The sequence below is a fragment of the Xanthomonas arboricola pv. juglandis genome, assembly GCF_001013475.1.
GTDB lineage: Bacteria > Pseudomonadota > Gammaproteobacteria > Xanthomonadales > Xanthomonadaceae > Xanthomonas > Xanthomonas arboricola.
Genome location: NZ_JZEF01000002.1, coordinates 603,907 through 624,174, shown reverse-complemented (window position 1 = coordinate 624,174; position 20,268 = coordinate 603,907). Strand labels below are relative to the sequence as shown.

20 protein-coding genes are annotated in these 20,268 nt (G+C 68.1%); 9 read left to right on the top strand and 11 right to left on the bottom strand.

Annotated elements, in window-relative coordinates; translation table 11 throughout:
* Positions 1 to 116: 116 nt before the first annotated feature.
* Complete coding sequence (locus XARJCFBP2528_RS08100; protein WP_047124571.1) at positions 117 to 596, top strand: hypothetical protein; 480 nt, start codon at positions 117 to 119, stop codon at positions 594 to 596.
* 577 nt (positions 597 to 1,173) lie between these two features.
* The gene (gene mnmG, locus XARJCFBP2528_RS08095) at positions 1,174 to 3,075 is read left to right on the top strand and encodes a tRNA uridine-5-carboxymethylaminomethyl(34) synthesis enzyme MnmG (protein WP_047124570.1); all 1,902 of its coding nucleotides are present in this window, start codon (positions 1,174 to 1,176) and stop codon (positions 3,073 to 3,075) included.
* A 226-nt stretch (positions 3,076 to 3,301) separates the two neighbouring features.
* Here mnmG and XARJCFBP2528_RS23680 read toward each other — a convergent pair whose 3' ends face one another.
* Positions 3,302 to 3,820 carry a hypothetical protein gene (locus tag XARJCFBP2528_RS23680; protein ID WP_162200817.1) on the bottom strand — a complete coding sequence of 173 codons (519 nt, stop codon included), beginning with the start codon at positions 3,818 to 3,820 and terminating at the stop codon, positions 3,302 to 3,304.
* Here XARJCFBP2528_RS23680 and XARJCFBP2528_RS08085 point away from each other — a divergent pair.
* Positions 3,702 to 3,950, top strand: coding sequence for an efflux RND transporter permease subunit (locus tag XARJCFBP2528_RS08085; RefSeq protein ID WP_026064494.1), 249 nt, complete (start codon positions 3,702 to 3,704; stop codon positions 3,948 to 3,950). The two genes, XARJCFBP2528_RS23680 and XARJCFBP2528_RS08085, sit on opposite strands and share 119 nt — an antisense overlap.
* Positions 3,951 to 4,009: 59 nt before the next feature.
* Here XARJCFBP2528_RS08085 and XARJCFBP2528_RS08080 read toward each other — a convergent pair whose 3' ends face one another.
* Positions 4,010 to 4,870, bottom strand: coding sequence for a PA4780 family RIO1-like protein kinase (locus XARJCFBP2528_RS08080; RefSeq protein WP_016903242.1), 861 nt, complete (start codon positions 4,868 to 4,870; stop codon positions 4,010 to 4,012).
* A 147-nt stretch (positions 4,871 to 5,017) separates the two neighbouring features.
* Here XARJCFBP2528_RS08080 and XARJCFBP2528_RS08075 point away from each other — a divergent pair, with 147 nt between their 5' ends.
* The gene (locus XARJCFBP2528_RS08075; RefSeq protein ID WP_016903241.1) at positions 5,018 to 5,875 is read left to right on the top strand and encodes an IclR family transcriptional regulator domain-containing protein; all 858 of its coding nucleotides are present in this window, start codon (positions 5,018 to 5,020) and stop codon (positions 5,873 to 5,875) included.
* Positions 5,876 to 5,890: 15 nt separating this feature from the next.
* Here XARJCFBP2528_RS08075 and XARJCFBP2528_RS08070 read toward each other — a convergent pair whose 3' ends face one another.
* The 9 genes from XARJCFBP2528_RS08070 to XARJCFBP2528_RS08030 form a co-directional block, all read right to left on the bottom strand.
* The gene (locus tag XARJCFBP2528_RS08070) at positions 5,891 to 6,817 is read right to left on the bottom strand and encodes an alpha/beta hydrolase (protein ID WP_016903240.1); all 927 of its coding nucleotides are present in this window, start codon (positions 6,815 to 6,817) and stop codon (positions 5,891 to 5,893) included.
* A 267-nt stretch (positions 6,818 to 7,084) separates the two neighbouring features.
* Entirely contained in the window at positions 7,085 to 7,489 is a 405-nt protein-coding gene (pcaC, locus tag XARJCFBP2528_RS08065) for a 4-carboxymuconolactone decarboxylase (RefSeq protein WP_016903239.1), read from the bottom strand.
* A 265-nt stretch (positions 7,490 to 7,754) separates the two neighbouring features.
* A complete protein-coding gene (pcaD, locus tag XARJCFBP2528_RS08060; RefSeq protein ID WP_016903238.1) occupies positions 7,755 to 8,543 on the bottom strand; it encodes a 3-oxoadipate enol-lactonase in 789 nt (262 codons plus the stop codon).
* Positions 8,544 to 8,553: 10 nt separating this feature from the next.
* Positions 8,554 to 9,906, bottom strand: a complete 1,353-nt coding sequence (locus XARJCFBP2528_RS08055; RefSeq protein WP_039816640.1) for a 3-carboxy-cis,cis-muconate cycloisomerase — start codon at positions 9,904 to 9,906, stop codon at positions 8,554 to 8,556.
* 321 nt (positions 9,907 to 10,227) lie between these two features.
* On the bottom strand, positions 10,228 to 10,791 hold the full coding sequence (gene pcaG / locus XARJCFBP2528_RS08050; RefSeq protein WP_016904726.1) for a protocatechuate 3,4-dioxygenase subunit alpha: 564 nt from the start codon (positions 10,789 to 10,791) through the stop codon (positions 10,228 to 10,230).
* A 4-nt stretch (positions 10,792 to 10,795) separates the two neighbouring features.
* Positions 10,796 to 11,524, bottom strand: a complete 729-nt coding sequence (pcaH, locus tag XARJCFBP2528_RS08045; RefSeq protein WP_016904725.1) for a protocatechuate 3,4-dioxygenase subunit beta — start codon at positions 11,522 to 11,524, stop codon at positions 10,796 to 10,798.
* An 80-nt stretch (positions 11,525 to 11,604) separates the two neighbouring features.
* The gene (gene pcaF / locus XARJCFBP2528_RS08040) at positions 11,605 to 12,813 is read right to left on the bottom strand and encodes a 3-oxoadipyl-CoA thiolase (protein WP_016904724.1); all 1,209 of its coding nucleotides are present in this window, start codon (positions 12,811 to 12,813) and stop codon (positions 11,605 to 11,607) included.
* Entirely contained in the window at positions 12,810 to 13,598 is a 789-nt protein-coding gene (locus XARJCFBP2528_RS08035; protein WP_016904723.1) for a CoA-transferase subunit beta, read from the bottom strand. Before XARJCFBP2528_RS08035 ends, pcaF begins: the two co-directional genes overlap by 4 nt.
* Positions 13,595 to 14,458 carry a CoA transferase subunit A gene (locus XARJCFBP2528_RS08030; protein ID WP_039511202.1) on the bottom strand — a complete coding sequence of 288 codons (864 nt, stop codon included), beginning with the start codon at positions 14,456 to 14,458 and terminating at the stop codon, positions 13,595 to 13,597. The genes XARJCFBP2528_RS08035 and XARJCFBP2528_RS08030 overlap by 4 nt, the downstream gene beginning before the upstream one ends.
* Before the next feature lie 256 nt (positions 14,459 to 14,714).
* On the opposite strand from XARJCFBP2528_RS08030, the gene XARJCFBP2528_RS08025 reads away from it, so the two are divergent.
* From XARJCFBP2528_RS08025 to glpD, 5 genes are all read left to right on the top strand, one after another.
* Complete coding sequence (locus tag XARJCFBP2528_RS08025; RefSeq protein WP_016904721.1) at positions 14,715 to 15,791, top strand: aromatic ring-hydroxylating dioxygenase subunit alpha; 1,077 nt, start codon at positions 14,715 to 14,717, stop codon at positions 15,789 to 15,791.
* A gap of 20 nt (positions 15,792 to 15,811) precedes the next feature.
* Positions 15,812 to 16,615: a GntR family transcriptional regulator gene (locus XARJCFBP2528_RS08020; RefSeq protein ID WP_016904720.1), complete on the top strand. Its 804-nt coding sequence runs from the start codon at positions 15,812 to 15,814 to the stop codon at positions 16,613 to 16,615.
* Complete coding sequence (locus tag XARJCFBP2528_RS08015) at positions 16,608 to 17,591, top strand: PDR/VanB family oxidoreductase (protein ID WP_047124569.1); 984 nt, start codon at positions 16,608 to 16,610, stop codon at positions 17,589 to 17,591. Before XARJCFBP2528_RS08020 ends, XARJCFBP2528_RS08015 begins: the two co-directional genes overlap by 8 nt.
* 55 nt (positions 17,592 to 17,646) lie before the next feature.
* Positions 17,647 to 18,474 (top strand): DeoR/GlpR family DNA-binding transcription regulator, encoded by an 828-nt coding sequence (locus XARJCFBP2528_RS08010; protein ID WP_016904930.1) that lies wholly within the window; start codon positions 17,647 to 17,649, stop codon positions 18,472 to 18,474.
* Between the two features lie 222 nt (positions 18,475 to 18,696).
* Positions 18,697 to 20,211 (top strand): glycerol-3-phosphate dehydrogenase, encoded by a 1,515-nt coding sequence (gene glpD / locus XARJCFBP2528_RS08005; RefSeq protein WP_016904931.1) that lies wholly within the window; start codon positions 18,697 to 18,699, stop codon positions 20,209 to 20,211.
* Positions 20,212 to 20,268 lie beyond the last annotated feature (57 nt).

Genomic DNA, 20,268 nt, shown 5'->3' with positions numbered 1-20,268 from the left:
GGCGCACTGCCCGCGCATGCTGGATCGATGAAGAAGCGCCACATTGCGGCACAGTTAAGGACCGATTCAATGCATCGGTTCGAAAGTGGCACCATGGTTGCAGGAGGGCACCATCAATGAAATTCCGTCTGATCTTCGCCGCCGGGCTGTTGGCCCTGGGCGGCTGCGCAACGTACGACTACACCGGCGCTGGGTCGGGCGGTTACTACCGCGGTGCGCCCGCGGTGCAGTATCGCTACCCGCCGGGGTACTCACCCTATTCCTACGGCAGCCCGTACGGCTACCCCTATGGTGCCGGGTCGATCGGGCTGTACGACTACCCGGTGTATCCGGTCTACCGTGGCGGTGGCGGCTATTACTACCGCCAGAATGATCGACGCCCGCAGTACCGGCCGCCGCGTCCGAATGGCTCGTTCTACGGCCCGCGTCCAAACGGCCCCCGCCCCAACGGGCCGCGCCCGCAGCAACCCAATCGCCCACCGGCGACCGGTGCGCCGCCGTCGCGGCCGCCGCCACGCATCGGTGCACCGCCGCGGGTGATCCGTGAGATTCAACGGCAGACCGCACCCCGCAACACACGCCAGCAGATTCCCTGAGTGGCTGACTGCGACGTGGCCCACAAATGGTGATGTTGGGGGCTTGCGTTCAGCCGGCACTTGGTCGCAAGCTAGGTGCTCTGTGTGACCCGCCACGTCATTTTTTGACCTGACTCGCTTCACTGACCGACTTATGTCGATGTCCGACAGGGAAATCTGGATCCCCCCTGTTCCGGCCCTGTCGGATATCGGCGCCTCCAATGCATAAAGCCCCGGCATGCCGGGGCTTTATGTTTTTGTCGTCCGCTCTGCCGTACCTGTGGGTATCCCAACCCGGCAGGCGGGCCTGCGGCCGGCATGGATTCCGGAAAAAAATAAGGGTCGGCAGTCCCCCGACTACCGACCCTTACGCGACCCCGTCGCACGCGTGGCTGGCCCCTGTTCCAATTCCAGCCTTGCGCCCATGTCGCAATGCCACGACGGGTGCAGTAGGGATATCCGCACGGAACATGCCAACTTGAGCACCACTGTTCGATAATGTGCTTGAAATCACACTTTTAGTGATTTCGTGACCTTCCCCGTCCTTCAGCCGATACTTTCGCGGCCGCCAACCTTCTTCTGCTCCTGGTCCACGCCCATGTCCGACTCCTTCTATCGCTACGACGTCATCGTGATCGGCGGCGGCCATGCCGGCACCGAGGCGGCGCTGGCGTCCGCGCGCGCCGGTGCCCGCACCTTGCTGCTGACCCACAACATCGAGACGGTGGGCGCGATGAGCTGCAACCCGGCCATCGGCGGGATCGGCAAGGGCCATCTGGTCAAGGAGATCGACGCGCTGGGCGGGGCGATGGCACGCGCGGCGGATCAGGCCGGCATCCAGTGGCGCACCCTCAATGCCTCCAAGGGGCCGGCGGTGCGCGCCACCCGCTGCCAGGCCGACCGCAACCTCTACCGCAATGCGATCCGCCGCATCGTCGAGACGCAGCCCAACCTGACCGTGTTCCAGGCGGCGGTGGACGATCTGATCATCCACCACGGCGCCGCCGAAGCCGACAGCGTGCGCGGCGTGGTCACCCAGACCGGGCTGCGTTTCGAAGCGCCGGCGGTGGTGCTGACCGCCGGCACCTTCCTGGCCGGCAAGATCCATGTCGGCGAAACCCAGTACGCGGCCGGGCGCATGGGCGACCCGCCGGCCACCACGCTGGCCGCGCGTCTGCGCGAGCGGCCGTTTGCGATCGACCGGCTCAAGACCGGCACCCCGCCGCGCATCGACGGGCGCACGCTCGACTACGGCGTGATGGCCGAACAACCCGGCGACGATCCGCTACCGGTGATGTCGTTCATGGGCCAGCTCGGCGATCACCCGCGCCAGGTCAGCTGCTGGATCACCCAGACCACCGAGCAGACCCACGACATCATCCGCAGCGCGCTGCATCGCTCGCCGCTGTATTCGGGGCAGATCGAAGGCATCGGCCCGCGTTACTGCCCGTCGATCGAAGACAAGGTGGTGCGCTTTGCCGAGAAGACCAGCCACCAGATCTTCGTCGAGCCCGAAGGCCTGGACGTGGCCGAGATCTATCCCAACGGCATCTCCACCTCGCTGCCGTTCGACGTGCAGCTGGCGCTGGTGCGCTCGATTCACGGGTTTGCGCAGGCGCACATCACCCGCCCCGGCTATGCGATCGAATACGACTTCTTCGACCCGCGCGGGCTCAAGGCCTCGCTGGAAACCAAGGCAGTGGGCGGGCTGTTCTTCGCCGGCCAGATCAACGGCACCACCGGCTACGAGGAGGCCGCCGCCCAGGGCCTGCTCGCCGGCCTCAATGCCGCGCGTCATGTGCAGGGATTACCGGCGTGGTCGCCGCGCCGCGACCAGGCCTACCTGGGTGTGCTGGTGGACGATCTGATCACCCACGGCACTACCGAGCCGTATCGCATGTTCACCAGCCGCGCCGAATACCGGCTGCAGCTGCGCGAGGACAATGCCGATGCGCGCCTGACCGGCGTCGGCCGTGCGATGGGCCTGGTCGACGATGCGCGCTGGGCGCGGTTTGCGGCCAAGCAGGAGGCGGTGCAGCGCGAAAGCGCGCGCCTGTCGCTGCTGTGGGCGACCCCGGGCAATGCGCTGGGCCGCGAAGTGGCCCAGACCCTGGGTGTGGCGGTGAGCCGCGAAACCAACGTGCTGGACCTGATCAAGCGCCCCGAACTCAACTACGCCACGCTGATGCGCGTGCCGACCCTGGGGCCGGGCGTGGACGATGCGCAGGTGGCCGAGCAGGTGGAGATCAGCGTCAAGTACGCCGGTTACCTGGATCGCCAACGCGACGACATCGCGCGCCAGCAGCGCCACGAAACCACGCCGATTCCGGAAGGATTCGATTACGCTGGCGTGCGTGGGTTGTCGATCGAAGTGCAGCAGAAACTCGAACGCGTGCGCCCGCAGAACATCGGCCAGGCGCAACGCATTCCCGGCATGACACCAGCGGCGATCTCGCTGCTGCTGGTGCATCTGGAGCGCGCCAGGCGTCAGGTGGCGTAGTTCCCCGGCGTCCCTGGCGCGGTCGGCGTCCACATCAGCAGCGTCTGAGGACGGCTGACAAAAGTGCACGTGCGGCCCCGGCCGGGACATGCGCAGACCGCAGCGACATGGTCGCCGGCGGAATCCATCGACGCATCGACGGTGGCGTAAGGCCCTGATCCTGCAGGCGCCCCGCTGCGCGCATTCCGCCTGCGTTCCCGCTGCGGGATCATGCCGCGCCGCATAATCACACCGCGTTGCCGGCAAAATACGTCACTTTGCTAGTGCTGCCACGCGCTACGCTGCGGCGTCTGATGACATGCTTGGAGGGCAGGCATGTCATCACCGCCCGGTATGGCATGGCAGGCGCCGTCAACCAGGAACCGCGACTCGGCACCGCATGGGCAGCTGGGCAGACGCTCGGGATCGACAGTGCCGCGCCAACCTTCACAACGTTTGAATGGATCGATATCTTGCACGGATCGAAAGCATCGGAAGCTGCGACAGCCTCCCTGGAGTGCGGGTTCGGAATCGCCCGACAATCGCCCTGCCCGCACCCGGTTATCCGGACGGCGATGTGCGGGCGCATCGAATGATCCGCGTCGGTCGGCCTGACGGTCCGGCGCGCCGACCGCCGCCGATGACCAGTGCGCTCCCTGCCCTGCGAAGCGGCGGCGGCTGGCGCGGCCCGCAGGCTCAGGCCGGTGATCACCACCTCGATCACCACCATCATCGGGCTTGTTCCGCTGGCGATCAGCAGCGACATGTATCGTCCACTCACGCTGGTCATCATCTTCGGCCTGATTTCGGCGACTGCGCTCTCGCTGGTGGTGGTGCCGGCGCTGTATCTGCTGCTCACCCGCGACGACGCCGCCGAGGAACCGGTGCTGGACTGACCGCCGAGACTGGCCGCCGTACGCGCGGTGGTCCTGGCAGGACGTGACCCGGAACGGCGCTACTGGTCGTCCTCGGCAGCGGCCTCGCGGCCCTGCTGACGGATGAGGTTTTCCTGGCGTGCGTCCTCGATCGAAGCGCGGACGGCACGCACGTCGGCGCGGCGGGTGTCGAAGGTGAAGCGGCCGCTCAGCACGCTGTCCGGGCGCAGCTCGCCCTTTTCGAACAGCGCCCACATCTCTTCGCCGTAATGGGTGTCCAGCAGCTCCGGGGCGAAGCGGCCAAGGCAGTCGCGCAGGTTGTGCACGTCGCGCAGCAGCATGTCGCGTGCGGCGTTGTTGCCGGCAGCACTGACCACCTGCGGGAAATCGATCAGCACCGGGCCCTCGGGCGAAACCAGCACGTTGTATTCGGACAGGTCGCCATGCACCAGGCCCAGCGACAGCATCTTGACCACATCGCCGATCAGGCGGCTGTGGAAGCTGCGCGCCTGCTCCGGATCCAGCTCCACTTCGCCCAGCCGCGGCGCACTGTGGCCGGCCTCGTCGGTGACCAGGTCCATCAGCAGCACACCGTGGAAATAGCCGCGCGGCCTGGGCACGTGCACGCTGGCGTCCATCAGTTGATAGAGCACTTCGGCTTCGGTGTTCTTCCACGCGGTCTCGGCTTCGCGCCGGCCGAACTTGGTGGCCTTGCCCATCGCGCGCGCCTGGCGGCTGCCACGCACCTTGCGGCCTTCCTGATATTGCACGCGCGCCTGGAAACTGCGTTGCGCCATGTCCTTGTAGACCTTGGCGCACAGGATGTCGGCGCCTGTGCTGACCACGTAGACGGATGCTTCCTTGCCGCTCTTCAGTGGTCGCAACACTTCGTCGATGATGCCGTCGTCGATCAGCGGTTGCAGGCCCTTGGGGGTTTTCATGGACTAAGGAGACCGATCCGAAACAAACCAGCGGCGATTATGCGGCAACCAGGGTGAAGCGCTTACATGTCCAGGCGCAAGCTGCGACCGGGGGCATGTATCGGCGTGAGCGCTTACCATGCACGGACCCGTCCACGCTGCGATCCGATGCCCGAGCCCGCCTCCAGCCGCCGCAAACCCACCACCACCGTGGCCACCGCCGGGAGCGAACGCGGCCTGCCGCATGAGTTGATGCAGCAGATCGCCGCCGCCCAGGGCGACCCGGACTTCATGACCTCGCTGGGCCGCGGGCTGGTGGTGCTGAGCGTGTTCGCCCAGCACGCGCGCGAGGTGACGATATCGCAGATCAGCCTGGAAACCGGCATCTCGCGTGCGGCGGTGCGGCGGGTGCTGCATACCCTGGCCAGGCTGGGCTATGTCGGCGAGCAGGGCCGCGGCTACGTGCTGCTGCCGCGCGTGCTGGGGATCGGCGGTGCGTATGCAGCGTCTTCGTCGATGACCGCGGCGGCGCAGCCGGTGCTGGACGGGCTGCGCGACCAGTTGCACGAATCCTGCTCACTGGGCGTGCTGGACGGCGACGACCTGCTGTACGTGGCGCGCGCCGAGACGGTGCGCATCATGTCGATCGGGCTGCGCCCGGGCACACGCCTGCCGGCCTACTGCACCTCGATGGGCCGCGTCCTGTTGGCCGCCCTGCCCGGCGACACCTTGCAGGCGTACCTGGAGCGCACCACGCTGCGCCCGCGTACCGACCGCACCGTGACCCAGGCTTCTGCACTGCTGGAAGTGCTGGCGCGCACGCGCCGCGAAGGCATGTGCCTGACCGACCAGGAACTGGAAATCGGCCTGCGCTCGATCGCGGTGCCGGTGCGCAACCTGCGCGGCGAGGTGATCGCCGCGCTCAACATCGGCGCCCAGGCCGGGCGCGTGAGCTTGCAGACGATGCAGACGCTGCTGGAGCCGTTGAAGCAGGCGGCGCAGCGGCTGGGTGCGTTGTTGAGTTAGTCGCCAGCGGCGCGCTCAGCGCGGCCGGCGCAGGAAGCTCACCACCGCATCCACCCAGGCGGCATGGGTGTCCTCGACATGCGCCACGTGATCGGCGTGCGGCAGCGTGACCCAGCTGCGGTCTTCGCTGCGCAGACGTGCGTACAGGTGCGCGTTGTCCGCTTGGGTCGCGATGGGATCGTCGACGCCACGCAGCAGCAACACCGGCAGCGTGGTCACCTGCTCGGGCTGGAAGGCGAACTGCTCCATCGCGCGCCAGTCGGTGCGCACCGGGTCGGCCGATACCGCCTGTGCCACATAGGCCGCACGCACGCTAGGCGGTGCGGCGTTGGCGGTGATGAAGTCCTCGCCGGCCGCCGCGGCCGTGGTGCGCGCACGCAATGGCTGCGCCGGCGCCGGAGTGGTGTCGGGCGCTGCGTCGACATCGTCCGGGAAGCCGTACAGCACCAGCGCCGACACCGCCTGCGGATGTTGCTGGGCGATCAGCAACGCCACCCGCGCGCCATTGGAATAACCGAGCAGCGCCGGCGGCGGCAGCTGCGGGTGCTGGTGGGCAACCCAGCTCAGCACCGCATCGACATCGGCCACGGCGCGCGCGGGCGTGTTCCAGCCGCTGCGATCGCGCGCACTGCCGCCATAGCCGCGCAGATCGACCGCGTAGGCGGCATAGCCGGCCTGCGCCAATGCCGCCAGCACCGAGCGCGCATCGCGCGGCTCGTCGGCAACCTGCAGATCGAAATTGGGCAACGCACTCCAGGTGCGCCCATGCACCAGCAGGATCGTGCCGCGCGGCTGCGCGGGGACGCGCGACCACACCGCCAGCTTCTGGCCATCGTCGGTGCGCACCTGCGCCAGCTCGGTCCCGGGCCCGGGATGCGGTTGTGCCTGCAGCCCGGATGCGGTGAGCAACAGCAAAAGCAAACAAACGGTACGCAGCAGCATCGGCAACCTCATGGGAAATGTCCTGTGCGAACGGAAGCGGTGGTCCGTTGCGGTACATGCATCATCCCGTCGTCGATGGGTGATGTCATCAGCGGTGATGTGCCTAAGGGATGGCCAGGGTGCAACGCAGTGCGCGCGCTGGATCGCCACCCTGCCCGGCGTGCCCTGAGTGCAGGCCAGGGACACAGCCAACCTAACCGGTCGCATTGCCCGCCGCATGCCGCGCAAATGCAGCATGCCTGCTGCATTCACGCGTCGCCGTGGCCGTCAGCCTTCGCGCACCGGCTCTTCTTCGCCGGCCTGCTCCTCAAGGATGGGCTTGGCCAGCGCGAAGGCATGGTTGGCGGCAGGCACGCCGCAATAGACTGCGGCCTGCAGCAGGACTTCCTTGATCTGCTCGGGCGTGACGCCGTTGTTGCGCGCGGCGCGCACGTGCAGCTTGAACTCCTCGTCGTGGCCCAACGCCACCATCATCGCCAGGGTCAGCAGCGAGCGGGTGTGCGCGGGCAGGCCGTCGCGGGTCCAGATGGTGCCCCAGGCGTAGCGGGTGATCAGCGTCTGGAACTCGTCGGTGAACTCGGTGCGTGCAGCCAGCGAACGCTCGACATGCGCATCGCCCAGGACGCGTCGGCGCTCGCGCAAGCCTGCCTGGTAACGCTCGTCTTCGTGCATCGGAAATCTCTCCTGCGTGGGAATGGGGAATGGGGAATCGAGAACCGGGAATCGGGTGCTGACGGCTGCTGCAGGTCAGCTTTGGCCGTAGGGCAAGCGCTGACGTATCAGGTGCATTGGTTGCGATTGATGTCGCCGGCGACAGGCAGCTGGCCGTGGTCAGCTGGGCGCAGATGCAACGCATGAGCGGGAATGCCGAGCGTCGTGCATGCCGGATCGGAGGGACGGCTCCACGCGTCCGGCAGCTGCCTGGCCGGGCGGAGGGTCACACCTGGTCGGCCTGCAGAAAGTCCAGCACGCTGTGGTTGAACGCGGCCGGCGACTCCAGGTTGCAGATATGCCGGCCGGGCACCTGTGCGTAGTGGCCGTGCGGGGCGGCGTAGGCGATCTCGCGCAGGTCGGCCGGCGGACAGACCGGGTCGTCGTCGCCGGCCAGTGCGAGCAGTGGCAGTTCCAGCGTGTCCAGCGCGCCGCGGAAGTCGGCGTCGGCCACCGCCTGGCAGCAGGCGATGTAGCCCTGCGGCGATGTCGACACGAAGGCGGCCACGATCATGTCCAGGCGCTGCGCATGGCTGATGGCAAACGGCGGGGTGAACCAGCGCTGCAAGGTCGCATCGACCAGCCCGGGCAGGCCTTCGCTGCGCACCTGCTCGATGCGCGCGTTCCAGCTCTCGCTGCTGCCGATCTTCTGCGCGGTGGCGCACACCACCAGCCGGCGTAGACGCTGCGGCGCATGCAGGCCCAGCCATTGCCCGGTGAGTCCGCCGATCGACAGGCCGCAGAAGTCGCTCTGCGCGATCTGCAACGCATCCCACAGCGCCAGCACGTCCTGGCCCAGGTCGGCAACCCGATACGGGCCGGGCGGCGTGTCCGAATCGCCATGGCCGCGGCGGTCGTAGCGCAGGATGCGGTAATGCGGCGCAAACGCGGCGATCTGCACGTCCCACATGTGCAGGTCGGTGCCCAGCGAGTTGCAGAAGGTCAGCCAGGGGCGACCTCCGGTGCCGTCGAGGCGGTAGTGCAGGCGATGCGTGGGCAACTGGAGATAAGCCATCGGAGCACCGTCAGCGGGATGAAGAAGCGGCCAGCACGCGATCGATCCAGACCGAGGACATGCCGCGCCAGCTGTCCACATCGAACACCGCCTGCAGTTGCGCCTGCGTGAGTACCGCGCTCACCTGCGTGTCGTCGCCGAGCACCTCGCGCAGATGGCGCTGCTGCGCCTGGGCGCGTGCCACCGCCTGTTCGACCAGCGCATGCGCGTGCGGCTTGCCGAGCCGTGGTGCCAGCGCGAACACCGCCGCCTCGGCGTACAACGCGCCGCCATGGCTGTGCAGGTGCGCGCCCATGGCCTCGCGGTCCAGTTGCAGGTCGGCCAGGCAGCCTTGCATCTGCGCCAGGCTGCCGGCGGTCAGGCACACGATCTGCGGCAAGGTCTCCCATTCGGCATGCCATTGGCCGGCGGCGCGCTCATGCGGCTGCGCCATCGCGCTGAACAAGGTCGCCACCAGGCCGGGCACGCGGGTGGCAGCAGCAACCGCAGCGACGCTGGAGACCGGATTGCGCTTGTGCGGCATTGCCGAGGAACCGCCCTTGCCGGCCGCGGCCGGCTCGAACACTTCGCCGACTTCCGACTGCATCAGCAGCACCACGTCGCCGCCGATCTTGCCCAACGTGCCGGCCAGCAGGCCGAACGCACAGCCGACCTCGACGAGGCGATCGCGTGCGGTATGCCACGGCATCGCGGGCAACGGCAGCGCCAGCGTGGTTGCCAGCGCCTGGGCGACATCCAGACCACGCTCCTGCAACGACGCCAGCGTGCCGGCCGCGCCCCCGAACTGCAGCACCAGGCCATCGTGCTGCAGGGCCTGCAGGCGCTGGTGCGCGCGCTGCAGCGCATCCAGCCAGGCGGCGACCTTGAGCCCGAACGTGACCGGCACCGCCTGCTGCAACAAGGTACGTCCGGGCAGGCCGGTGTTGCGTTCGCGCGCGGCCAGCGCAGCCAGCTCGGCGCACAGGCCCTGCAGGCGCGGCAGCAGCAGGTCGAGCGCGGCGCGCAGCTGCAGTACCGTGCCGGTGTCGATGACGTCCTGGCTGGTGGCGCCCCAGTGCACCCAGCGCGCGGCCTGCGCATCGTGGGCGGCCACGCGCGCGGTCAGCGCCTTGACCAGGGGAATGGCGGGGTTGCCGGCAAGTGCGGTGGCCTGGGCCAGCGCGGCCAGATCGTAATGCTGCACGTCGCATGCGGCCGCAATGGCCTGCGCGGCCTCGGCCGGAATCACGCCGCATTGCGCCTGCGCGCGGGCGAGCGCGGATTCGAAGTGCAGCATTGCCTGCACCCACGCCGTGTCATCGAACAACGCGTCGCAGGCAGGCTCGCCAAACAGGGATCCCAACAGGGAAGACGTCGCAGTCATGCATGGCCTCTGGTGGCGTGCCGGCAGCATGGCACCGATGCGCAAGAGTGCCAACTGGCGTGCGCGGTGCCGGGTGGGGTGCACGCGCGGTGGTTAGGGCGGGTCATGTGCGCGTACTGCATGTTCGACCAAGGCGCGCCTCACTGCGGATCACGGCATTGCACGCGGGCACCGCGATCACGATGAATCACCGAGGGCAGCGCGCGCTGGCACCTGCCTGCCCGGCACGCGGCGACAGCTGCGCCGCACCTGCACGCAGGTGCAGGGGTGCTGCTCGCACGGAGACAACCATGCATGGCACCCCGCGCACCGGCGGCGCGATCAATAGTTGAAGAACACCGTTTCCGCATCGCCCTGCATATGGATGTCCCACGCGTAATCGCTGCCACCGCGCGAGTGCGCCAGCAGCGTGCTGCGCCGCTCGACCGGCACCAGGGCCAGGATGGGGTCGCTGCCCAGCTGCGGATCGTCGGCGAAGTACAGCCGCGTCGACACGCCGCGCAACAGCCCGCGCATGAAGACCAGCACGCTCAGATGCGCTGCCTGCAGCTTGCCGTCCGGGCCGGCGACCTGGCCCGGCTTGACGGTGCTGAAGGAAAAACGCCCCTGCGCATCGGTCGGCACGCGGCCCCAGCCATCGAAGCCGGGATCGTGCGCCTGGCAGCGCGTATCGGCGGCATGCGCATAGATGCCGGCCGCATCGGCCTGCCACAGCTCCAGCACTGCGTCGGCCACCGGATTGCCGGCGCCATCGAATACGCAACCGCTGACCTGCACGTGCGTGCCCGCGGCCTGCGCAGGCGCGAGTTGCGCGCGATACAGCGGCTCCAGCCCGAGCCGGTAATACGGGCCAACGGTTTGCGACGGGGTGGTGTGCAGGCTCATCGATTCACTCCCAGACCGTTTGCTTGCGGCCGCGCAACACGATGTCGAAGCGGTAGGCCAGCGCGTATTCGCTCACCGCGTTTTCCCAGTCGAAGCTGGACACCATGCGTTCGCGCGCCTGCGCATCGGCCACGCAGTTGTAGATCGGGTCGTGCGCCAGCAGCGGGTCGCCGGGGAAGTACATCTGGGTGATCAGCCGCTGCCCGATGCCATCGCCATGCAGCGAAAAATGGATATGCGCCGGCCGCCAGGCGTTGTAGTGATTGCGCCACGGATACGCGCCCGGCTTGATGGTCTTGAAGGCGTAGCGGCCGTGGTCGTCGGTGAGCACCTGGCCGGTGCCGCGAAAGTTGGGATCCAGCGGTGCGTCGTGCCGGTCGCCGGCATGTTGATAGCGGCCGGCGGCATTGCATTGCCACACCTCGACCACGCTGTTGCGCACCGGCTTGCCGTTTTCGTCGAGCACGCGGCCGGACACGATGATGCGCTCGCCCAATGGCTCGCCCGCAAAGCCGGCGGTCAGGTCGGCGGCATGCGCGCCCAGGGTGAGCCGATTCAATTGCGGCCCGGTGACTTCCGACAGCGTGGCCGGGATATCGATCGGCGCACGCGTGGGGCCGCGCAATGCGGTGGATGCGTAGGGCAGATGCAGGTAGGCCGGCTGCGTGCCGATCCGCGGCCGGCGATAGCCGAGCAGCGGATCGATCGACGTGTCAGAGCTGGGGTCGCGCATGCGGGATCTCCATCGGTTGCGCTGCGGCAGGATCAAAACGTGGGTGTGCGGTCACGGCAGCGGCGGTTGCAATCGGCGCACTACACGCGCTCGATCGCCAGCGCCACGCCCTGCCCGACCCCGATGCACATGCTGGCCAGCCCAAGCCGCCCGTTGCCCGCCTCCAGTTGCCGCAACAAGGTCAATGCCAGCCGCGCACCGCTCATGCCCAGGGGATGGCCCAGCGCGATGGCGCCGCCATTGGCGTTGACGTGCGCGGCATCGTCGGCCAGGCCGAACGCGCGCGTGCAGGCCAGCACCTGCGCGGCGAAGGCTTCGTTGAGCTCGATCGCATCGAACTGCTCGATGCGCAGGCCCAGGCGTGCCAGCAGACGCTGCGTGGCCGGTACCGGGCCGATGCCCATGTAGGCCGGCTCCACGCCCGCCGAGGCGAAGCCGAGCACGCGTGCCCGCGGGGTCAGCCCATGCGCATGCACGGCCTGCGCAGACGCCAGCAACAGGGCGGCAGCGCCATCGTTCAGACCGGCCGCATTGCCGGCCGTCACCGTGCCGGGCTGGCGGAACACCGGCTTGAGCTTGGCCAGCATCTCGGCGGTGGTGTTCGGGCGCGGATGCTCGTCACGATCGACCGCGCTTGCCTCGCCCCCTTTGCGTGCGGCCACCGGCACCGGAGTGATCTCTGCATCGAAGAAACCGGCTGCCTGTGCGGCGGCGGCGCGTTGCTGGCTGCGCAACGCGAACGCGTCCTGGTCTTCGCGCGCGATGGCATGGCGCTGTGCCACGTTCTCCGCGGTCTCGCCCATCAGCTCCACGCCATAGGCACCCTGCAGGCGCGGATTGATGAACCGCCAGCCCATGGTGGTGTCTTCCAGCTGTTGCGTGCGCGCGAACGCGCTCTCGGCCTTGCCCATGACCCACGGCGCGCGGGTCATCGATTCGACCCCGCCAGCGATCGCCAGGCCCAGCTCGTCGGCGCGAATGCCGCGCGCCACCGTGCCGACCGCATCCAGCCCGGAACCGCACAGGCGATTGAGCGTGCTGCCCGGCACCGAACTGGGCAGCCCCGCCAGCAACAGACTCATGCGCGCGACATTGCGATTGTCCTCGCCGGCCTGATTTGCGCAGCCCAGGTACACGTCGTCGATCAGCGCCGGCTCCAGTTGCGGATTGCGTGCCATCAACGCGGCGATCGGTATCGCGCCCAGGTCGTCGGCGCGCACGCCGGCCAGGGCGCCGCCGTAGCGGCCGATCGGCGTGCGGATGCCATCGATCAGATAGACCTCGCTCATGCCTCGGCTCCGGCTGCCTGCTTGCCATGCGCTGCGTCGGTGCGTGCCTGCAGCGCGCGCAGCGCCTGCAGTTCCGCAGCACTGGGTGGGGTGGTCTGCGCCAGATCGGCGGCGAAGCGGATCGGCCAGCCGGTGGCCGCGCTCACCTGCTCGCGGGTGCTGCCGGGATGCAGCGCGGTGACGGTGAGTTCGCGGGTCACGGGATCGGGCTCCATCACGCACAGGTCGGTGACCACCACGGTGGGGCCGGCGCCGGGCAGGCCGGCGCGCTGCCGCGCATCGCCACCGTCCAGATGCCCGACCGTGGTGATGAAGTCCAGCGCGGGCACGAAGCTGCGTCTGGATTGGCGAATGATGATGAACACCTGTCTGGCGCTGGCCGCGATCTCCGGCGCACCGCCCGCGCCGGGCAGCCGCGTCTTCGGCGCGTCGTACGGGCCGATCACCGTGGTGTTGAGATTGGCATGGCGATCGATCTGCGCCGCGCCCAGAAAGCCCACGTCCACGCGCCCGCCCTGCAGCCAGTAGCGGAAGATTTCCGGGGTGGAGACCACGGTGTCGGCGGTTTCGGCCAGCTCGCCGTCGCCGATCGACAACGGCAGCACCTCCGGGCGCGCGCCGATCGGGCCGGATTCGTAGATCAGGGTGACATCCGGCGCATGCGTCAGCCGCGCCAGGTTGGCGGCGGTGGATGGCAGGCCGATACCGACAAAGCACACCGCGCCATCGGGCAGGCGCCGCGCCGCCGCCACGGTCATCATCTCGTTGGTGCTGTAGTCGCTCATGCGGCCACCTGCAGCAGCGATTGCGCGTACACGCGCTGGAACGCGGCAAAGTCCTCGGTGTCGTGAATGTGCGTCTGGATCCACGTCTGGAAGCGTGCACGGTCGCGCGCGATCGCATCCCAGGCCAGGTAGAAGCGGTTGTCGCGGGCGTAATAACCGTGCGCGTACGATGGCGCCGCACCGCCGGGCACATGACAGACCGCATCGACCACCCAGCGCGGCAGGATGCAGGCGTTGGGCGGCGCATCCAGCGTGTCGACGATCTCTTCCACCGTGACGATCACCTTGCGCGCCGCCAGCGCGGCCTCCTTCTGCACGCCCAGGATGCCCCACAGCAGCACGTTACCGCGGCGGTCGGCCTGCTGCGCATGGATGACGGTGACATCGGGCCTGACCGCTGGCGTGGTGGCCAGCGTCTCGCCGGTGTACGGGCATTGCAGGAACTTGATGCTGTCGTTGACGCGCGGCAGGTCCGAGCCGACATAACCGCGCAGCACCGCAAACGGCAGGCCCGAGGCACCGGCTACGTACGCGTTGGCCATGTCGGCATGGCTGTGTTCGCGGATCTGCAGCGGCTGCGGCCACGCATGTTCGACCGCATCGCGCAGCCGGTGCAGCGAACCGACGCCGGGATTGCCGCCCCACGAGAACCGCAATGCCGATGCACACCCGGCGCCGATCAGCTGATCGTAGATCAGGTCCGGGGTCATGCGCACCAGGTGCAGGTCGCGCTTGCGCTGGCGGATCACCTCGTGGCCGGCCGCATGCGGAATCAGATGGGTGAAGCCTTCCATCGCCACGCAGTCGCCATCGGCGATCAGCTGGGACACCGCTTCTGAAAGGGGGACGATCTGGGCCATTGCTTCGGTCCTGCGCAGCGAGCGTGTGGTCACGTTAGGCGCAGCTGCACGGCCCGGTCAATGCGATTATCGGTGCATCAATTCGATAATCGCACAATTTCGGCGAGCGACCGACGCTCCAACATTGTCTCCGGTGTATACATAACTTCGCTTGCAAGCAGACGCCAGCGCCGGCATGCGCGTCAACTGGTCGCCAGCCGGCGCACCGCTGCCGATCCGCACCCCAGGTTGTATACAAACCCCAGGAGCCACGGTCATGTCCCAGTCCAAGCAGCTGTTTCCCCTCAACGCGTGGTACGCCGTCGCCTGGGACCACGAGATCAAGCACGCGCTGACCCCGCGCAAGGTCTGCAACCTGGATGTGGTGGTCTATCGCACCACTGCCGGGGCGGTGATCGCGCTCGAAGATGCGTGTTGGCATCGCCTGGTGCCGCTGTCGATGGGCAAGCTGCGCGGCGACGATGTGGTGTGCGGTTACCACGGGCTGGTCTACAACAGCCAGGGCCGCTGCGTGCACATGCCCTCGCAGGAGACCATCAATCCCTCCGCGTGCGTGCGCAGTTTTCCGGTGGCCGAGAAGCATCGCTATGTGTGGATCTGGCCGGGCGACCCGGCGCAGGCCGACACCCGCCTGATTCCCGACCTGCACTGGGCGCACGATCCGGCCTGGGCCGGCGATGGCCGCACCATCTATGCCAAGTGCGACTACCGGCTGGTGCTGGACAACCTGATGGACCTGACCCACGAGACCTTCGTGCACGGCTCCAGCATCGGCCAGGACGAGATCGCCGAAGCGCCGTTCGAGGTGATGCATGGCGACCGCTCGGTAGTGGTGTCGCGCTGGATGCGCAACATCGACGCGCCGCCATTCTGGGCCAGCCAGATCGCGCGCCATCTGGATTACCGCGGCAAGGTCGACCGCTGGCAGATCATCCGCTTCGAAGCGCCCGGCACCATTGCCATCGACGTCGGCGTGGCCATCGCCGGCACCGGTGCGCCGGAGGGCGACCGCAGCCAGGGCGTCAACGGATACGTGCTCAATACCATCACGCCGGAAACCGACACCACCTGCCACTACTTCTGGGCGTTCATGCGCAACTACGCGCTGCACGACCAATCGCTGACCACGCTGACCCGTGCAGGCGTCACCGGCGTGTTCGGCGAGGACGAGGCGGTGCTGGAAGCGCAGCAACGCGCCATCGACGCGCATCCGGATCACACCTTCTACAACCTCAACGTCGATGCCGGCGGGATGTGGGCGCGCCGCGTGATCGATCGGCTGATCGCCCAGGAGCAGCGCGCGCAGGAACTGTCGCTGCGCATGGTGGGCTGAGCACCGCATCGGAGGTTTCCATGTCACCCGCCACCCCGTTTCGCAGCAGTGCCGCGCAGACCACGCGCGCACTGCTGTCGCTACGCGAACTGATCCTCGACGGCACCCTGCCGGCCGGAACGCGCCTGTCCGAGCTGGCGGTGGTGCAGCGGCTGGGCATGTCGCGCACGCCCGTACGCGCCGCGCTGCAGCGGCTGTGCGAAGAAGGCCTGGCCAGCGCACTGCCCGGTGGCGGCTATGCGGTGCAGGCCTTCAGCGAACGCGATGTGCACGATGCGATCGAACTGCGCGGCACGCTCGAAGGCCTGGCCGCGCGCATGGCGGCCGAGCGCGGGGCATCGGCCGCGGCGCTGGCCCAGGCACGCCAGTTGCTGGATACGCTCGACCGCATCGTCGGCTCGCCGCTGCACGCCATCGACTTCAGCGCGTACGTGCAGGCCAATGCGCAGTTCCACGCGTTGCTGGTGGCCATGGCCGGCAGCGATGTGCTGGGCCGCGAGCTCACCCGCGTGCTGCAGCTGCCGTTCGCCTCGCCCAATAGCCTGGTCATGGCGCAGACCACCAGCGCCGAGGCGCGGCTGATCCTGACCCTGGCGCAGGACCAGCACCGCGAAGTCCTGGCCGCCATCGAAGACCGCCAGGGCGCGCGCGCCGAAGCGCTGATGCGCGAACACGCACGGCTGGCCCATCGCAATCTGCGCCACGTGCTGCAGACCCCGGCGGCGATCACCCAGGTGCGCGGCGGCGCATTGATCGGCCGCGCCCATCCCGCCACTGCCGGCAGCAGCCGGCCCACCCCTCTGCCTGGAGTTCCCCATGCGTAAAGACACCCAGTGGCACAGCGCCCATGTGGTCAGCATTGCCGACGCCTGCGAGGGCGTGCGCGAAATCGTGCTCGATCCGGGCACCGCGGCGCGCGGCTTCGAAGTCGGCAGCCATCTGGATTTTCGCGTGCAGCTGCATGGCCGCGCCGACGTGCGCTCGTACTCGCTGGTGGGCGAGCCACGTGCCGATGGCCACTACCAGATCGCAGTACGGCAGATGCCCGACAGCCGCGGCGGCTCGCGGCACATGTGGACGCTGCAGCCCGGCGATGTGGTGGAGATCTCCCCGCCCAGCAACAACTTTGCGCTGGACGAGGGCGGCGAGGAGATCCTGCTGATCGCCGGCGGGATCGGCATCACCCCGATCATCGGCATGGCGCAGCGGCTGGCGCGCCGCCATCGCGCGTTCCGCCTGCTGTATGCCGGGCGCACGCGCCGTGCGATGGCCTATGTCGACGAACTGGAAGCGCTGCTGGGCGAGCGCCTGCAGCTGCAATGCGACGACGGCGCCGGCCCGGCGGATCTTGCTGCCGAGCTGGCGCGGCTGTCGCCCAATGCCGAGGTGTACGTGTGCGGCCCGCTCGGCATGCTCGAGGCGGTGCGCCAGCACTGGCACGCCGCCGGGCGTCCGCGCGCGCGGCTGCATTTCGAAACCTTCGGCAACAGCGGGCGGGTGCCGGCGCAGGCGTTCGTGGTCAAGCTGCCCAGGCTTGGCCTGGAAGTGCCGGTGGCCGAGAACGAGTCGATGCTGGATGCGCTGGCCGACGCCGGAGTCGAGCTGATCGCCGAATGCCGGCGCGGCGAATGCGGGCTGTGCGCGGTCGAGGTGCTGGACAGCGCGGCCGATATCGATCACCGCGATGTGTTCTTCAGCGACGAACAGCGCCGCGAGAACCGCAAGCTGTGCGCCTGCGTCTCGCGCGCGGTGGGTGGCAGCATCAGCATCGATACCGGCTACCGCTGCGAGCTGGGCTGAGCGCAGCCATCGACACGCCGGCGCTCGCGCAGCGCGTGTTTGCATCCTCACGCGCATGCGCGATCATCTGCGCATGGAGTCGACTCACTACAGGACGGTCCCGGCGCCGGCACTCAACCCGCGCCAGGAGCAATTGGTGGCATTGGTGCGGCAGCAGGGCTTTGCCGAGGTGGAAGGGCTGGCGACGCGCTTCGAGGTGACGCCGCAGACCATCCGTCGCGATCTGACCCTGCTGTGCGATGCCGGCGTGCTGCGCCGTTATCACGGTGGCGTCAGCATGCCCTCGAGCGTGGAAAACCTGGCCTACACCGCACGCAAGGCGCTGCAGGCGCGCGAGAAACAGCACATCGCCGCGCAGGTCGCCCGCTTCATTCCCGACGATGCCTCGTTGTTCATCAACCTGGGCACTACCAACGAAGAGGTGGCGCGCGCCTTGCTGCAGCACCGCGGCCTGCGCGTAATCACCAACAACCTCAACGTGGCGGTGATGCTCAGCGCCAACCCCAGCTTCGAGGTGATCGTGGCCGGTGGCGTGGTGCGCGGGCGCGACCAGGGCGTGACCGGCGAGGCGACGGTGGAGCTGATCCGGCAGTTCAAGGTGGACTTCGGGGTGATCGGCATTTCCGGCATCGATCTGGACGGCACCCTGCTGGACTTCGACTACCAGGAAGTGCGCGTGGCCCAGGCCATCATCGAGCACTCGCGGCAGGTGCTGCTGGCCGCCGACCACAGCAAGTTCGGCCGCAACGCCATGGTGCGACTGGGCGCGATTGCCCAGGTGCACGACTGGTTCACCGACAGGCCGCCGCCGCAGGAACTGGCCGCCGTGCTGGCCGAGGCCGGCACCCGCGTGCACTTGGCCGAGCCTGGCGACGCCGGCTGAGCGATTGTTCGTTTTTGTGCGTTTGCGGTGCGGCGTACCGATCTGGCCTCCCTAATGATCCGTCCCGGCTATCAAAGTTCCGGCTTTTATAGGCCTAATCACTCTTTCTTCGCCTAGTTCTCAAGCCCGACAGCTCTTCACGTCCCGAAAAGGTTTGATGTTCGAATATGTTCGAACATGACAACTTGGGTTCGCTACTGGCGTACCCGGACGGAGACACCGATGGGCGAGACATACGATCTTCTGGTGATAGGCGGCGGCATCAACGGGGTCGGCATCGCCCGCGATGCGGCCGGGCGTGGCCTGTCGGTGTGCCTGTGCGAACAGGACGATCTGGCCGCGCATACCAGCAGCGCCAGCACCAAGCTCATTCATGGCGGCCTGCGCTATCTGGAGCAGTACGAGTTCGCGCTGGTCGGCAAGGCGCTGGCCGAGCGCGAAGTGTTGCTGCGGCTGGCTCCGCACATCATCTGGCCGCTGCGCTTCCTGCTGCCGCATCAACCGCATCTGCGCCCGGCCTGGATGATCCGAGCCGGGCTGTTCCTGTATGACCATCTCGGCGGCAGCAAGCGCAGTCTGCCGCGCTCGCGTCGGCTGTCGCTGCGCACGCACCCGGTGGGCCAGCCGCTGCAGGAATCGCTGCGCACCGGCTTCGTGTACTCCGATGCCTGGGTGCAGGATGCGCGGCTGGTGGTGCTCAATGCGATGGACGCCGCCAGGCGTGGCGCACAGATCCGCACCCGCACACGCTGCGTCGGTGCCTGGCGCGATGCAGGCTTCTGGTACGCCGAGCTGGAAGACCGCGACGGCCGCCGCCGCACCGTGCACGCGCGTGCGCTGGCCAATGCGGCCGGGCCGTGGGCGGTGTCGTTCCTGGACAAGGTCGCCGCAGTGCCGCACAAGCACGCACTGCGCCTGGTCAAGGGCAGCCACATCGTGGTGCCCAGGTTGTTCGACCACGACCACGCGTACATCTTCCAGCAACCGGATCGGCGCATCGTGTTCGCCATCCCCTACGAGCACGACTTCACCCTGATCGGCACCACCGACGTGGATTACCAGGCCGACCCCGCCGCGCCCAGCATCGATGCGGCCGAAGTGCAGTACCTGTGCGATGCGGTGAACCTGTATTTCCAGCAGCAGATCGCCCCCAGCGATGTGGTGTGGAGCTATAGCGGCGTGCGTCCGCTGCTGGACGACGCCGAGGACAACGCTGCCGAAGTCACCCGCGATTACCAGCTGGAAGTGCTTACCGACGGCGCACCGTTGCTCAACGTGTTCGGCGGCAAGCTCACCACCTATCGCAAGCTGGCCGAAGAAGCGGTCGACCGCCTCACCCAGGCGCTGGGTGCCCGCAAGCCCGCATGGACCGCGCGCGGCGACGTATTGCCCGGCGGCGAACAACGCGATATCGCCAGCCTGCTCGAGCGCGTGCGCAACGCATATCCGTGGCTGCCGGCACCGACTGCGCAGCGGCTGGTGCGCAACTACGGCACCTGTGCGGAGCAGCTGCTGGGCCAGGCGCAGGACATCGCCGCCCTGGGCACGCACTTCGGCGCCGATCTGTACCAGGCCGAGGTGGATTACCTGCGTGCCCACGAATGGGCCGTCACTGCCGACGACATCCTGTGGCGTCGCAGCAAACTCGGCCTGCGCATCGACGCGGCCGGGCGCGCACGCCTGGAGGCGTATTTGCAGACACACTCGGTCCGGCAGGCGGACGGCGTGCCGGCCTGATCGAACCACGTTGCTGGCGAGGACGGGTCGCGCGGCAACGTATCCTGGCGCATTCGC